This window comes from Brevundimonas sp. (assembly GCF_041911375.1).
Taxonomy (GTDB): Bacteria; Pseudomonadota; Alphaproteobacteria; order Caulobacterales; family Caulobacteraceae; genus Brevundimonas.
In genome coordinates, this window is the sequence record NZ_JAYRPA010000022.1 from 42,401 (window position 1) to 57,917 (window position 15,517).

Consider the following 15,517-nt stretch of genomic DNA (forward strand, 5'->3'; position numbering starts at 1 on the left):
CGCTGAAGCGTGACGCGAGGCCCCAGAGGAGCAAGCCGTCGGCGCCCGCACCGTTCGGATCAGGGCGACAGGCGAGGGGATGCCAGGCCGGTGTTCCAGTTCCAGGGCTGGTCGCCCGCAGCGCGACGGCGCTGGACGGCGGCTTCGTGCAGTTCGAACATGCCGGGAAGTAGGTCCGCGCCCGGCACGGGGGCGTCTTCGAAGTGCATGAAGGCGCCCTGGTCGCCATAGGGCACCCAGGCCGGCGAAGCGGCGCCGCCGGGCTGGCCGTCGCGGACGAAGCCGGTCCAGTAGGCGACTATCGCATCGCTGAGCCGCGTCTCCGCGGACGTCTCCGGGATCGCGGGCCAGCGGGGCGGCGTCCGCTTCAGATTGCCGAACATGTAGGGCAGTTCGCTGGCGTGGAAGGCGTGGAGCCCGGACGTGTCCGCAGCGGGATAGCCGTGGTCGAACAGATACAGGAACGAGGGCTGGCCGGCGGCGGTCTGGGACCGGACCAGGCGCTCGGAGGTCCAGCCGTAAAGGCCGTCGCGGCTGGCGGCGAGGATGCTTTCCCCCATGTCCGAGGACGGATAGAGACGCAGGAATTCGTCGGCCAGATCGCCGTACCGGTCGCGGATCGTGCGTTCATAGTCGGCGACGCTGCTCGGCACGGGCGGCGCCAGCATGCGCAGGGATCGGATCTCGCCGCTGTTGAAGCCGGCGAGCACGGGAACCTTGGCCTGCTCGCCCCGGTCGAACACTTCGACGATCTGTCGTGGGAGGACCACGCCGTCGACGACGCCGAAGCTGGCGAAGCCGCCCCGCGCGGCGCGATCCGTCAGGTCCTGGGGATCCAGGCCGCGCAGCACGCGCAGGCTGGGCGCCTGCAGCGTGCGGGCCAGGGCGACGCCCGCCGCCTCCGCCGCAGGCGCGCCGTGCCGCGCCTGCTTCAGCTCGGGCGTGGAGATCATGTAGGCGCTCTGGGCGATGGCCCGGTCGAAGAGGCCCCGGGCGAGCGGCGAGCTCATCAGATACAGCACGCTGAGGCCGCCCGCGGACTCGCCGGCGATGGTGACCTTGTCCGGGTCGCCGCCGAAACTGGCGATGTTGCGCTTGATCCATTCCAGCGCGGCGACCTGATCCAGCAGGCCGTAATTGCCGGAAACGTTCGCCGGACTTTCGGCGCTGAGGTCGGGATGGGACAGCCAGCCAAGGACGCCGAGGCGGTAGTTGATCGACACCACCACCACGCCTTCCCGCGCCAGTCGGGCGCCGTCGTAGAGCGTCTCCTTGCTGGAGCCGGTCACCAGGGCGCCGCCGTGGATCCAAACCATGACCGGCGCCTTGCCGGCGAGGTCCGGGGTCCAGACGTTGAGGGTCAGACAGTCCTCGCTGGTTCGGCCGAGGTCGGCGGAATAGATCGACTGGACGAGGGGCGTCGGCTGGATGCAGGCGGGGCCGAACTGGGCCGCGTCGCGGACGCCGGTCCAGACGGGGGCGGGGGCGGGCGGGCGCCAGCGCATCTGACCGACGGGCGGGGCGGCGTAGGGTATGCCCTTGAAGCTGGCGATCTCGCCTTCGGCCAAGCCGCGAACGGCGCCGGCCGGGGCGGTCACGACGGGAGACGACGATGCAGCGGCCGCGCTGGCGAGCAGGGTCAGGGCGGCTCCGGCGCCGAGCAGTTTGGCGATCATCGAACAGTCTCCGCTCTCGAGGTGTCGCGGCCCAGCACGCGGGCCAGCCACAGAAAGAGGCCGATGGCGGCCAGATAGACGGGGATCAGGGTGTAGAGCGCGATCTGCAGCGAGTTGTCCGGGTGCGTCGCGCGGAAAAAGTCGCTGGCGGCGCCGACATAGGTCGGCCCCACGCCCATGCCGATGAAGTTCATCACCAGCAGCAGCAGGGCGCCGGCCATGACGCGCTGGTTCGGCCTGACCTCTTCCTGCACCAGCGCCACCGAGGACGACAGGTAGAAGTAGTTCAGGAAGTTCGGCCCCAGCATGAGGGCCAGCGCCAGCGGCCACGACGGGGCCCAGACGAAGGCGATGTAGAACGGCAGGGCCAGGGCCAGCGACATCGCCGGCAGCAGGGCGTAGGCCTTCTTCGACCGCCGGGTGTAGCGGTCGATCAGCCAGCCCGAGGCGAAGATGCCGCCGCCCATGCCGACGGCCACGACCAGGGCGTACCACAGGGCCACGTCGTTCAGGGTCATGCCCTTCTCGCGCATCAGGAACAGCACGGCGAAGTTGCCCAGGCCGTAGGTGACGATCTGGGTCACGCCGCTGCCCAGCGCGGCCAGCACCAGCGTGGGGGTGGAGAAGAACATCTTCACCGTGGCCCAGAAGCCGGCACGGGCGGGCGCGGCGGAAGCGGCGCCGGTGGCGGCCTTGTCCAAGCCGCCGCGCCGGGGCTCCTTGACCAGGAAAGGCGTGACCGCGGCGACGATCAGGCCGACGACGCCTATGGCGATGAAGGCGTCGCGCCAGCTGAAGGCGGCGGCCACCGAGGCGCCGAAGGCGATGCCCAGGGCGGCGCCGACAGGCGGGCCGAGGTTGTAGATCCCCAGCGCCATGCCGCGACGGCCGGGCGGAAAGTAGTCGGTGATGATGGCGTAGGACGGGGGCACGCCGCCCGCCTCGCCGAAGCCCACGGTCATGCGCGACACCGCCAGCTGGCCGAAGTTTCGCGACAGGCCGCAGGCGATGGTGGCGGCGCTCCAGACGCCGCAGGCGATGGAGACGACGGCCACGCGATTGGTGCGATCGGCCAGCCACCCCACCGGTATGGCGATGAAGCAGTAGAAGAACGCGAAATACAGTCCGCCGAGCAGGCCCAGCTGGCCGTCGGTGATGTGGAGCGCATCCTGGATCGGCTTGGCGAGGATCGACAGCAGCTGCCGGTCCAGGAAGTTCAGCACATAGATGAACCACAGGACGCCCAGGGCGACCCAAGCGCGTCCGCCCACCGAGGGTTTGGCGGCGGGCGGGCCTCCGGATTCGATCGGGGTTGCACTCATGTCGTTTCCTCGGCTGCGGGCCCGGCGGCCCGTCTATTTTTCGGGATGGGTCAGCGCCGCGTAGGTGTAGGTGCGCGCCTTGGCGCGGAATTCGTTGCTGACGGGATCCGCCATGCGCTGGATCAGGCCGACGAAGACCACGTCGTTCTCGGGATCGATCCAGAACCATGTGCCGCCGCCGCCGCCCCAGCTGAGCGTGCCCCTGCCCTCGGACAGGCCGAGCCGCTGAGGGTCCTCGGTGATGGCGAAGTCCAGCCCGAAGGTCAGGGCCGCATTGAAGGGCAGCAGGCGCAGAGGGTTGGAGGAGTTGAGCACGGCCTCCGCGACCACGTTGGTGGCCATCAGCTCGACCGTCTCGGGCTTAATGATGCGGACGCCGTCCAGCTGGCCCCTGTTCAGCACCATCTGACAGAAGCGGGCGTAGTCGATGGCCGTGGAGACCAGACCGCCGCCGCCGCCCTCGAACCGGGGCGGGCGGGTGTAGTCATTGATCGGCATGTCGAAGGCCAGCGTCGTGACCTTCAGCCCGCCCGCACCGTCATCCGAATACATCTCGGCCAGGCGATGGACCTGATCCGCGGGAACCTGAAAGCCGGTGTCGACCATGCCCAGCGGGGCGAAGATGCGGGTGCGCAGGAAGTCGCCGAAGGCCATGCCGGACAGCCGCTCGACCACCACCGCCTGCAGGTCCGTGGCGATGGAATAGAACCACTCGGTTCCCGGCTGGAACATCAGTGGAATGCGGGCCGCCCGTTCGACAAGCTGCTGATGGCTGTCGGCCGTCATCACGCCGGCCTCGCGATAGGCGCGCTCGATCGGATGGATGTCGAACAGGCCGTAGCCGAAGCCGGCGGTATGGCTCATCAGCTCCCGCATCGTCGGCGGACGGTCGGCCTGAACCGTCCGCATCGTCCCGTCGTCGGCGAGGCCGGCGTAGACCTTTTGGCCCTTGAACTCCGGCAGGTGGTCGGTGATCGGGTCGTCCAGGCGCCACAGGCCCTGTTCGAACAGGATCATCATGGCCACGCCGGTCACGGGCTTGGTCATGGAATAGATGCGGAAGATGGCGTCGCGGGCCAGGGGCGCGTCATCGCCCAGACGCGCGTGGCCGAATGTGGTGAAGGCGGCGATCTGCCCGTGGCGCATCAGCAGGGTGGACGTTCCCGCAACCTGCCCCGCATGGACCATGCCCGACATATAGCCGTCGAGATCGGCGAGGCGGCGGGAGTCGAAGCCGAGGGCCTCGGGGCTCGACGCGAAGGGAAGGCCGCCGGCGGTCATTCGCGCGCCTGCTTTCGCCGTTCCTCGGCCCGGTCGCGGCAGACGCCGATGAAGCCGTGGGCCATGAAGGCGGCCATTCGCGCCTTGATCGCCTCGAAGTCGTCGGACCGGCACTTTCCGCCGGACAGGTGGTCGATCCGGCCCGTCCGAGCCAGGCTGAGGGTCAGGGCGCCGGTGACGAAATGGTAGCCCCAGAAGATGTCTTCCTCGGCGGCTTCTGGCAGGGCCTGTTTCAGCAGGTCGATCAGGCGCAGGACGACGGGGTCGTAGAGGCGATCCATCACCTCGGCGCCCCAGGCGGGGGTGTTGTTGATCTGGGCGCTGAGGGCGCCAAAGTGCCGCCAGCCGTCGCCGCCCGTCGAATAGGTGTCGAGGTCCGTGTCGAGGAAGGCGCGCAGCGCCCCTTCGACCGTCGGCTTGCCGCCGGCGGCCGCCTCATAGGCGTCCAACGCTTCCATCCGGCGCCCGCTGGTCACCGGCGCGCGGCGCGCCATGACCTTGTCGAACACCTGCTGCTTGTCGGTGAAGTAGTAGTGGATCAACGACTTGTGGACGCCCACCTTGTCGGCGATGTCCTTGATCGTCACGCCGTAGAAGCCGTGGCGCGAGAACAGCTCCTCGGCCGCGTCGAGCAACTGCTCCAGGGTTTCGGCGCGCTGCTCGGCCTTGCGGCGGGGCTTACGGACGGGCGTGGTCATGGTCTGGGCCTCGGGGCGTTCTGGCCCCTGCTGCAGACGGGGCGCCGACTCGATGAAGAAGACGGCGGCCATCCTAAGCGCCTCCATAAGTGGCGCGAAGCAACGCCTTGTTGATCTTGCCCGTGGCGGCCAGGGGCATGGCCTGGACCCGCACGATCCGTTCGGGGATCCACCAGTCGGCGACCTGGCCCTTCAGCGCCGCCTTCAGGCCTTCGTCGCTGACCGCCTGGTCGCGGGCGGGTTCGATCACCATCAGGGGCCGTTCCCCCCATTTCGGATCGGCCCGGCCGATCACGGCCACCAGTCCGACGGCGGGCAGGGCGCCGATGATCTCCTCGATCTCGACCGGATTGATCCATTCGCCGCCGGACTTGATCAGGTCCTTGGAGCGGCCCGCCAGCGTCAGGTTGCCGGCGTCGTCCAGCTGCGCCAGGTCGCCGGTGTCGAACCAGCCGTCGGCGTCGACAGCGGGCCTGCTGGCGCCGAAATAGGTCTTCACCACGCTCTGCCCCTTCACCTTCAGGTGGCCGACGGTGTTGCGCTGATCGGGCAGGGGGACGCCGTCCGCGTCGGTGAGCAGCAGGTCCAGGCCCATCGGCGGACGGCCCGAGCCCCGCGCGGCGCCTGGCGTGTCACTGCGGGGCGAGATGGCGCCCAGAGGCGACAGCTCCGTCATGCCCCAGCTGGTCTGGACCGTGGCGCCGAAGCGCGTCTCCATCCGCCTGAGCAGGCTGTCGGGACAGCTGGAACCGCCGATGATGATGCGTTCGAGACTGGGAGTCTCGCCGCCGGCCGCGTCGAGGTGATCCAGCAGGCCCAGCCAGACGGTGGGCACGCCGACGGCGACGGTGACCTGATGGCGGTCGATCAGCCGGGCGAGACTGGCGCCGTCGGTCGCGCGACCCGGCAAAACCAGCTGCGCCCCAACGGCGGGCGCCGCGAACGGCAGCCCCCAGGCGTTGGCGTGAAACATCGGCACGGCGACCAGGACGGTGTCCTGGGCGGTCAGGGCGATGGAGTCCGCCTGAAGCGCGCGAAGAGTGTGCAGGTAGTTGGATCGGTGGGTGTAGGCGACGCCCTTCGGCGCGCCGGTGGTGCCCGAGGTGAAGCACAGGCCGGCCAGTGCGCCTTCGTCGAATTGGCCCCAGGGAACGGCGCGGCCCCTTGCAGCCAGCAAGCCCTCCAGGTCCGAGATCTCGGGGCGTCCAGCCTCGGGCGTCTCTCCATCCAGGAGGATCAGCCGCTCAAGCGAAGGACAGGCGTCCAGCAGGGCCTCGGCCATGTCGCGCAGGCCGGCGCCCACGGCCAGGACCCGGTCGTCCGCCTTGGCGACCATGGCCGCCAGATGCGCGACGGTCAGCCGGGGGTTCAGGGTGTGACAGACCAGGCCCACGCCCATGGCGGCGTACCAGACCTCGACATGATGCTGGGTGTTCCAGGCCAGGGTGGCGATGCGGTCGCCAGGCTTCAGGCCGAAGTCCAGCAGGGCGCCGGACAGGCGATTGGCGCGGGGGCGTAGCTCCGCATAGCCGAGGCCCTGATCGGTCTCCGCGCCGGCGGTCACCACCTGCGCGGACCCGTGCCATTTGGCGCCGTGATCCAGGAAGCGGTCCACGGTCAGGGCGTAGTCCTGCATGAAGCCGGGAGAGGAGCCGATCATCCTTGAGCGAAAGTCCAGACGGTTACGGGAGCCGGAAGGGCGGCGAGCGAAGAGGGCGGCGGCCGGCGGGCCGCCGCCCTGTCAGGATCAGAAGGTCTTCGTCAGATTGACGCCGAACTGTCGGGGGGCGCCCGCATAGCGCAGGCGCGAGTTGACGGCGGCGATGTAGGTCTGGTCCGTCGCGTTCAGCGCATAGGCCGCCAGCGTCCAGTCGCCGGTCTTGTAGCTGAGCAGCAGGTTGACCAGGTTGCGCGCCTCCAGGCGGTCGCCCAAGGCTGCGTTGTTGAAGATGCTGGTCCAGGACTCGCCGATGTGCGCGTAGTCGATGCGCGGCGAGAGGGTCGAGCCGTTGGGCAGGGCGAAGTCGTACTGGACCCCGATGTTGAAGGTCAGCTCGGGCGCATAGCCCTGAGTGTTGCCGTCGAGGTTCAGGCAGTTGGCCGTTTCCGGTCCTGTGTCGGCGTCGCAGGTTCCGCTGCGGGCGACGCGGGGATCGGCGGCGTAGAACTGGCCCAGTTCGGAGTTTGAGACGGCGGCGCCGACGTCCACGGTCCAGGCGTCCAGGCGCACCTGCGCCGAGGCCTCCAAGCCCATCAGGACCGTCTCGTCCGCGACGTTGACGATCGAGCTGAACAGCGGAACGGCCGGATCGCCGACGACCACCTGGAACCCTTCATAGGTCATGTAGTAGGCGCCGAGCTGGGTGCGGACCTGACCGCCGAACATCGTGGACTTCCAGCCCAGTTCGTAATCGACCACGTCCTCCGGGCCGAACGCGCTCGCTGGCGCATAGAAGTTCGGCGCGTTCAGCCCGCCCATCTTGAAGCCGTTCGCCACGAAGCCGTAGACGAAGTTGTTGTCGTCGATCTTGTAGTTGATGCTCAGCTTGCCGGTGGTCTTTTCGGCCGTGACCTCGTCATTCTGGAGCAGTTGCAGGCCCAGCGCGGGGTAGGTCGTATAGACATTCTCGTTGCGCGAGGTGCTTTCCGACCACCGGGCGCCCAGTTGCACCTGCAGCCGGTCGGAGAGATCGTAGCTGACCTGACCAAAGACGGCCTTGGTCTCCTTGGGCGTCTCGCCGAAGATGTAGTAGTCGAGGACGCCTTCGGGGAAGCCGACGTGATAGGCGCCTTCGGGGAAGGTGGTGACGGGGAAGGTGACGTTGTCCTGCTGCCAGAAGGCGCCCAGCAGCCAGGTCAGGCGCTGGTTGTCGGGCGACACCAGGTTGATCTCCTGGGACCAGACGTCTTCCTCGACGCGGTCATAGAAGGTGTTGTTCAGCGCGCTGGTGCCGTCCAGGTCGGTCGAGAACTCGCTGATCCCGTCCTGATAGCCGGTGATCGAGCGCAGCGTGACGCCGTTGTCGAACACATAGCTGACGTTCAGCGAAACCCGGGCCGTCTCGTCGATGCCCGAGTGCGGACCGTTGGCGGTGATCTCGAACGGATCGTTGGTCGACAGGACGGGGTCGGCCGGATAGCCGCCGAAGTCCAGCTTGTTGTAGTCGGCCTTCAACAGAACCCGCAGGGCCGTCGTCGGCGTCCACAGGAAGCTGGCGCGGACGCTGTTCATGTCCACGTCGCCGGGGCTGCCGCGATAGGGGCCCGTGATGTCGTGGAAACTGCTGCGCTTCTCGCTGTTGATGGCGAAGCGCGCGGCGAGGGTGTCGCTGAGCGGCAGGTTGACCGCCCCCTGGACCTTGACGTTGTCGTAGTTGCCAACCTGGCCCATCACATAGCCGTTGATGCCCGTGAAGTCGGGATTGCGCGAAGTGATGAAGACCGCGCCGCCCGTGGCGTTGGTGCCGGCGAAGGTGCCCTGCGGGCCGCGCAGCAGTTCCACGCTGCCGATGTCGTAATAGGGCTCGGTCTGGAAATAGCCGGGGAAGACCGGAACGCCGTCACGATAGGTGGTCACGCCCACGCCGATGGCCGTCGTGGGCTCCGACTTGCCGATGCCGCGCACGTTGAAGAAGTTGCCCTGGCCGAAGTTCTGGACGGTCGTGGACGGCGCCACGAACTGCAGTTGCTCCAGCGAGAAGACCCCGCGGTCGTCCAGGCTCTCGCCAGAGAGCACGGTGGCGGCGACGGCGGTTTCCTGAAGGTTGGTGGTGCGGCGTTCGGCGGTGACGAGCACCTCACCCACGACGGTCGCCTCCTGGTCGTCGTTGGTCTGTTGCGGCGCGGCGTCCTGCGCCTGTGCGGCGCTCGCCCACAGCAGGGCGGCGGATGTCGTCAGCCAGAGCTTGCGGCCCATGGTCTTCCTCCCACGATGTTTCCTCGGACGCTCTGTCGGCGCCGTGAAGCCAAGGTCGCACCGATTTCCTGCACCGTCAACATTCACTAGCCGGCGAGTGAATGTTGACCTTTCGGCCAGGATCATCAGAGTGCGCCCCGCCCGAAGGCGGGCCTATCGGCAATGACCGGAACAGGGGAAACAGGATGAGCATCGATCTTTCAGGCCGTGTGGCCATTGTCACGGGCGCCGGCGGCGGCTTGGGCCGCAGCCACGCGTTGGCGCTGGCGCGCCATGGCGCCCGGGTGGTGGTCAACGACCTGGCGTCCGCCGCCTGCGAGGCCGTCGCCGAGGAGATCCGCGCGGCGGGCGGCGAGGCCATGCCCTGGACCTGCAGCGTGACCGACCGGGACGCCGTCTTCGCCATGGTGGAAGGCGTGGTCGAGCGTTGGGGCGGGGTCGACATCCTGGTCAACAATGCGGGCATCCTGCGTGACAAGACCTTCGCCAAGATGGATCTCGACGATTTCGCCCTGGTGCTGGACGTGCATCTGATGGGGTCGGTCAACCTGACCAAGGCGGCCTGGCCGCACATGCGCAACAAGGGCTACGGCCGGGTGATCTTCACCACCTCCTCGTCCGGCCTGTACGGCAATTTCGGCCAGTCCAACTATGGCGCGGCCAAGATGGCGCTGGTCGGTCTGATGCAGACCCTGGCTCTGGAGGGCCAGAAGTCCGGCATTCACGTCAACTGCCTGGCGCCGAGCGCGGCGACGCGGATGACCGAGGGACTGTACTCGGAGGAGGACTTGCGGGGATTGTCCACCGATCTGGTCAGTCCGGGCGTCGTCGCCCTGGCGAGCGAAAACGCCCCTACCCGCACCATCCTGCTGGCCGGCGCCGGCGCCTTCGAACAGGCGCACATCACCATGACGCAAGGCATCTATGTCGGTGACGCCCCGGACGCCGCCGACCAGATCGCGTCCCAGTGGGCCCTCATCAGCGATCGCACGCTGGAGTCTGTTCCCGAATCCGGAGCGGCTCAATACAATCACGAGGTCAGCCATCCAGGACGCGCAGCGCGGTCCATCTAGGGGCCGGACGGGGGCGTCTTGCGCGGCGGGACAGTCATGGCGGGCGGTCTGTACTCGGAACGCCCGCGTCTCGCTGCCATGCCAGGATCGCACCGAGCGAGTCTGACGCCCAAGGGCCTTGCCCAAGGAGATCAGGGACTCAAGGAGGTGAAGTCCAACGGGATTTGGCCGGCGTATCAGTCCATCATGGATGAGACGGTGCGGTTCAAATCATGAGCGATGGGAACACGTCCGTCCTCCGGCTTGTGCTCGGCGACCAGCTGTCCAGCAATGTCGCAGCCCTTGAAGATCTCGATTCTCGCCGCGACGTCGTGCTTATGGCGGAGGTTCGCGATGAGGCGACCTACGTCCGTCATCACAAGCAGAAGATCGCGCTGGTTTTCGCCGCCATGCGCGCCTTCGCGTCCGAACTGACCGCTCGGGGCGTCGCGGTGCGCTATGTCCGGATCGACGACCCGGAAAACAGCCATTCCATAGCCGGTGAGCTTCACCGCGCGATCGAGGCGGGACGTTTCGATGCGGTCGTCCTGACGGAGGCCGGCGAGTGGCGGCTGGCTCAGGCGTTTGAGGCTTTCGCCGGAGTCTCGCCGGTCTCCGTCGAAATCCGGGAGGATCGGCGCTTCATCTGCTCGCACGATCGGTTCCGGCGGTGGGCGAAGGACAAGCGCGAGCTTCGGATGGAATTCTTCTATCGGGAGATGCGCCGGCAGACCGGACTGTTGATGGACGGCGACCAGCCCGAGGGCGGGCGCTGGAACTATGACGCCGAGAACCGGCGCAAGCTGGCCAGAGGGGTTCGTCCGCCGAACCGTCTGCGGACTGCGCCATCACCGATCACCCTTGAAGCGATCGAGGACGTGGCGCGGCTGTTTTCCGATCATTTCGGCGACCTGGAGGGTTTCAGCTGGCCTACGACGGCGGCCGAGGCCGAGGTCGTGCTTGAGGACTTCCTCCAAAACATCTTGCCGGGCTTCGGCGAATGGCAGGACGCCATGGCCGAGGGCGAGCCGTGGATGTGGCATGGGCTGATCTCGACCTCGATCAACCTCGGCCTGCTTGACGCCCTGGACATCTGTCGCCGCGCCGAGGCGGCGTATCGCGCCGGACGGGCGCCCCTGAACGCGGTCGAGGGATTCATTCGCCAGATCCTGGGGTGGCGGGAGTACATGCGCGGCGTCTACTGGCTCAAGGCGCCTGAGTACCGGCATCACAACGCCCTGGATGCGGATCGCGAACTGCCGTGGTTCTACTGGTCAGGCGAGACCGACATGGCTTGCGTCGCGGACGTCGTGGCCACCAGCCGAACCAACGCCTACGCCCACCACATCCAGCGGCTGATGATCACCGGCAATCTGGCCATGCTGCTGGGCGTCCATCCGGACGCCGTCGACGACTGGTACATGACGGTCTACGCCGACGCCTATGAGTGGGTCGAAATGCCCAACACGCGCGGCATGGCGACCTTTGCGGACGGCGGCGTCGTGGGCTCGAAACCCTATGCGGCGTCAGGGTCGTACATCAATCGCATGAGCAACTATTGCGGGCCCTGCCGCTACGACGTGAAGGCCGCCGCCGGAGAGGGCGCGTGCCCGTTCAACCGGCTTTACTGGGGTTTCCTCGAACGCAACCGGGCGCGCCTCTCCGGCAATCACCGCCTGGCCATGCCGTATCGGACCCTGGACGGTTTCGGCGAAGCCAGACGCGCGAGCCTGCTGGCAGAATCGGAGGCGGCGCGCCTGTCGCTGGGCGCAAAACTCCCGCCGAACGCCTGACGACGCCCTCAAGGCGGCGGGAAATCGAATACCTGCTGAAGAGAAGGAAGACGATGGTGGGTGATCACAGGTTCGAACTGTGGACCCGCTGATTAAGAGTCGCTTGCCGCCCTTTGAAAACAAAGAACGTTCTTGTTTTCACCCCTGAAAATTTACGGATGCTAAACGGCTGTTTTGATTGGCATCTGGAAATCAGTCTGACGTTCTGGGCGGGCCGTGACAGTCAATTCGTGATGTGCAAAATACAACGAGGAAGTGAGGGGTTATGATGGACGACGTGAAAGCGCTGGTAGGCCAAGAGGCAGGTGCGGCGATCAATATGCGCGAAGGAGGGGAGTGGGGCATTCGCATGCTCTTGGGGCGCCGGCCGACCGAAGCCGACGCGCCGATCTGGGAGGGATGCAGCAACGCCGAGGAATTGCGGTCGCGCTTCCTGGCCCTGCCCGAGCTTCAGCAGTGGCCGATGTGGGCGGCGTCCCGCCCCGACGACGCCGACGAGGAAGGCCTGGACTTCGCGCAAGGCGTGCGCTGGTCCAGTCGCCTTGGTCTGCGTCGCGAGCTGTCCGACGAAGAGGTCGCGATGCATGCGCCGAGCATGGCCAGCGTGAAGGACTTGCGGTCAGTCTTCCGCAGCCGGGAGTTCGAGGCCCGCAGCCCAGACGCGCTGTTCCTGTCCGATCTCAGCACGTTCCGATCCCTGGCGCCCCTGCCGGAGGTCAAGCCGACGAAGGCGTTCTGCACGAACTTCCTCGGCGCCAAGACGCGCGTTGCGTTCCTGCACCCTGACTTGGCGTGGAAGGATGGAACGGTCGAGCCTATCCCCAGTCACCTGAACCCGAGCCTGCACGGTATCGGGGAGTGGGTCGGCTCCCTCCGCTCTGTTCTGGAGGCCAAGGACCGGTTCGTGATGATGGAGCTGGGCGCCGGCTGGGGGCCGTGGCTGATGAGCTGCGCCAAGGCGGCCGAGCTGCGTGGCATCACCGACCTTCGCCTGATCGGCGTCGAGGCGGACCCCCACCACTATGAGTTCCTGGTTCAGAACTTCCTTGACAATGGGCTCGATCCGAGCGCGCACCTCCTGCGCCACGCGATCGTCGGCGTCGAAGATGGCTTCGCGGAGTTTCCTGTTCTCCACGACCCGCGTTCAGACTACGGCGCCGGCGCGGTCTTCGACGAGGGCGAGCGGGACTCTGCCGAGGTGCGGGGGCGCCTGGAGCGGATCGAATGCGTTGGGCTCGCGAACCTCATCCGGCAGGAAGGGCGCGTCGATCTGCTTCACATCGACATCCAGGGTCACGAGCAAGCGGTGCTGGAATCGGCCATCGGCGAGATGAACGAGTTCGTGCATAGGGCGGTCGTCGGTTGCCACTCCCGGGCGATCGATGCGGCCCTGATCGAGCTGTTCTCCAGCAATGGCTGGTATCTGGAATACGAGGTTCCGACCCGCGCCGTTCAGAACCCAGACCTGTCGTTCCACTACCCCGTCGACGGCGAACAGATCTGGGTCAACACGCGGGTCTAGGTGTCGTTGTTAATTCTGCTTTACATCGCGTCGCGGAGATAAATGACGAACCCCTTCCAAGGGCGATTGGGCGACGCGCCAGAAAAGCCGAGGCTAGTGCCGTCAGTCTTCATCTGATACGGCGTTGTATCGCCTCCCGTCTCAGTCACGTGCGCTTGGGCGACCATGACGCGCGCCGGAAGGGAGGGGATGCCATGCACCGCGCTGCCGGCCCCTCCCGCGCTGGTCGTGCCGCTCACGACCTTCCAGGCGATATACGGCTGACCTAGTAGGGAAAGCCCGGCCGGATGAAGCTTCAAGGCGTTCGAGCTGCCCGGAAGGGCGAAGGTGTATTCCGGGTCCGTGGTGGCGTAGCTGATGAAGGCGTTCGGGTTGAACTCGTGGTAACGGATGGTTCCTGTCGTGTAGAAACCCATCGCGGAAGTGCCGATGAATAGGGCTTGGCCATCGGCGATGGTGACATTGCCGAGGCTCTGAAGGCTGCGCGCCCTGATGTTCCCGAAGTCCGCGATGGCGTTCGTCGTGGTCGTTCGGTTGATCGGCTGCGACCCAGGCTCGCCCGAGTAGATCAGCAAGCCGTTCCACATCACACCGTGACCGTTGGTGCGAGGGTTGATGCCGTAGCCACGGTAGCCGTGGATCGACCCGCCGGTGATGTTGACGAAGGCGCTGGTGCCGTCAACCAGCACACCGTCCCCCAGCAGGCCATTCGTCGCGTGAGGTTGGGCGTCGAAGAAGCGGCATCCGGTAAAGTTTACCTTGGCTCCCGACGTGGAATTGATCCAGACGTTCGCGCCCTTGCCGCCTGCGATCCAGCAGCCGGAGAACGTGAACAGGCATTCGCCCGGCCCGTCAATCTGGATGTTCGCCCCGCCTGAACCGGGAGCAAAGTCGGGATTGTCGGCGGTGAAGTCGAACACCGAACCGTCAGCGAAGAACTCGCGGTTGGCTTCTGACCCCCACGAGAACTCCACGTTGTTGATTTTGTTGTCTTCAAGAAGGTGGATCGTGTTCGAGATGAAGGTCGTGTCGGGGGAGCAATAAACCCCGCCGAACGCGCCCCCCAGGTGAAGGCCGACCTGAGCGCCGGAAATCTTGTTGACGTTGATGAACAGGTCCGACTTGCCGCCGCTGTACCCAGCAGGCGCGCCGTTCACTCGGATTGCGTCTCCCTGGCAGACATACGCGATCCCCGAGATTGCGACGGTCGATCCCCATTCCAGCCAGAAGCCGTGCCACAGGTTGTTTCCGAGCGTTTCGTAGCCTCGCTGCGTTTGCAGCTCCACGTCCTGGAAATTGCTCTCGACAGCCTTGCGAGCGCGCAACGCCGTTCCGCCGGTCATTTGAGTGACCGAAAGAATCTGGAAGCCCTGCATCAGAGCGTCCTTCAGCTCGGTCGCCACATTGATTGCAGCGGTGGAACCGAACACGACCAGGTCAGTCGTTGTGGAGGCACCGTTATAGATTAGCCGCGTGAGCGATCCGCGCCACACCCCTGCAGGGCGGTTCATGTTCAGGGTCGACTTGAAGTAGTAGTCTCTGCCGTCCGCAAAGCGCAGCTCGCCGCGATAAGGCAGCGCAGCGAGGAAGGCCTCGGCGCGGGCTATGGCGGCAGAGTTGTCCGTGGCGGGATCGTCCGGCACTGCGCCGAAGTCCTCGGGCGTGACGAAGAACAGGTTTTGCGCCGTCCGGAGCGCGAGGGCACCGGATGGATCAGCCACCGTCGCAGGAGGAATGTTGGAGCCGTCCTTTTTCAGGAGGCTGGCCGATTCTTCCAGCACCTGATCCCGCGCCGCTTCTGCCGCGCCGGCCGCTTCAATCGCGTCCGCGGAGGCTTGCTCGAGTCCCTCCACGTCGAGATCGCCAACCATGTTGACGATGTCCTGCTGCTGAGCAACCAGCCGGTTCATCGCCATGTCCACGGCTCGGACCGGCACATTGCCTGCCGGCGCGAAGTTGTCCGTGCGGATGGGCTTCACGCGGCGCTTGATCCGCACCGTCGTGTTTTCGACGGCATCGTTCAGGACGACCGTTCCGCCCTCATACCCGCCGCCCTCCAGCAGCGTACCCGAGAACGTGAAGTCGGATTGATCCAGTTCCTCGAGATCAACGAACACCCGCAGGTTCGCCTTCTCGAACAGCGAGAAGCTGATCGGAAAGGTGTCTTCCGCCGTCGTTACGGTGAACGCGACGGATGTGGGTTCGTCGGGGATCGTGAGACGGGCCATGCCGCCAGATTGCGGTGGACCCAATTCCC

At 66.5% G+C, this 15,517-nt stretch carries 10 protein-coding genes; 3 read left to right on the forward strand and 7 right to left on the reverse strand.

The features are described from left to right. Positions 1 to 59 precede the first annotated feature (59 nt). From ACE3PU_RS04385 to ACE3PU_RS04410, 6 genes are all read right to left on the reverse strand, one after another. On the reverse strand, positions 60 to 1,676 hold the full coding sequence (locus tag ACE3PU_RS04385) for a carboxylesterase/lipase family protein (protein WP_374387047.1): 1,617 nt from the start codon (positions 1,674 to 1,676) through the stop codon (positions 60 to 62). Beyond that, on the reverse strand, positions 1,673 to 2,998 hold the full coding sequence (locus ACE3PU_RS04390; protein ID WP_374387049.1) for a spinster family MFS transporter: 1,326 nt from the start codon (positions 2,996 to 2,998) through the stop codon (positions 1,673 to 1,675). Before ACE3PU_RS04390 ends, ACE3PU_RS04385 begins: the two co-directional genes overlap by 4 nt. Positions 2,999 to 3,031: 33 nt before the next feature. Then, complete coding sequence (locus ACE3PU_RS04395) at positions 3,032 to 4,279, reverse strand: serine hydrolase domain-containing protein (RefSeq protein WP_374387051.1); 1,248 nt, start codon at positions 4,277 to 4,279, stop codon at positions 3,032 to 3,034. Then, complete coding sequence (locus ACE3PU_RS04400; RefSeq protein ID WP_374387244.1) at positions 4,276 to 4,977, reverse strand: TetR/AcrR family transcriptional regulator; 702 nt, start codon at positions 4,975 to 4,977, stop codon at positions 4,276 to 4,278. Before ACE3PU_RS04400 ends, ACE3PU_RS04395 begins: the two co-directional genes overlap by 4 nt. 73 nt (positions 4,978 to 5,050) lie before the next feature. After that, the gene (locus ACE3PU_RS04405; protein WP_374387054.1) at positions 5,051 to 6,637 is read right to left on the reverse strand and encodes an AMP-binding protein; all 1,587 of its coding nucleotides are present in this window, start codon (positions 6,635 to 6,637) and stop codon (positions 5,051 to 5,053) included. An 87-nt stretch (positions 6,638 to 6,724) separates the two neighbouring features. Next, positions 6,725 to 8,893: a TonB-dependent receptor gene (locus ACE3PU_RS04410; RefSeq protein ID WP_374387057.1), complete on the reverse strand. Its 2,169-nt coding sequence runs from the start codon at positions 8,891 to 8,893 to the stop codon at positions 6,725 to 6,727. Positions 8,894 to 9,078: 185 nt separating this feature from the next. Here ACE3PU_RS04410 and ACE3PU_RS04415 point away from each other — a divergent pair, with 185 nt between their 5' ends. The 3 genes from ACE3PU_RS04415 to ACE3PU_RS04425 all read left to right on the forward strand — a co-directional run bounded on the left by ACE3PU_RS04415 (position 9,079) and on the right by ACE3PU_RS04425 (position 13,260). Continuing rightward, positions 9,079 to 9,966: an SDR family NAD(P)-dependent oxidoreductase gene (locus ACE3PU_RS04415; protein ID WP_374387059.1), complete on the forward strand. Its 888-nt coding sequence runs from the start codon at positions 9,079 to 9,081 to the stop codon at positions 9,964 to 9,966. A gap of 212 nt (positions 9,967 to 10,178) precedes the next feature. Beyond that, positions 10,179 to 11,738: a cryptochrome/photolyase family protein gene (locus ACE3PU_RS04420; RefSeq protein ID WP_374387062.1), complete on the forward strand. Its 1,560-nt coding sequence runs from the start codon at positions 10,179 to 10,181 to the stop codon at positions 11,736 to 11,738. 268 nt (positions 11,739 to 12,006) lie between these two features. Next, on the forward strand, positions 12,007 to 13,260 hold the full coding sequence (locus ACE3PU_RS04425) for an FkbM family methyltransferase (RefSeq protein WP_374387064.1): 1,254 nt from the start codon (positions 12,007 to 12,009) through the stop codon (positions 13,258 to 13,260). 20 nt (positions 13,261 to 13,280) lie between these two features. Here ACE3PU_RS04425 and ACE3PU_RS04430 read toward each other — a convergent pair whose 3' ends face one another. After that, positions 13,281 to 15,488, reverse strand: coding sequence for a hypothetical protein (locus ACE3PU_RS04430; RefSeq protein WP_374387066.1), 2,208 nt, complete (start codon positions 15,486 to 15,488; stop codon positions 13,281 to 13,283). Between the last annotated feature and the right edge of the window lie 29 nt (positions 15,489 to 15,517).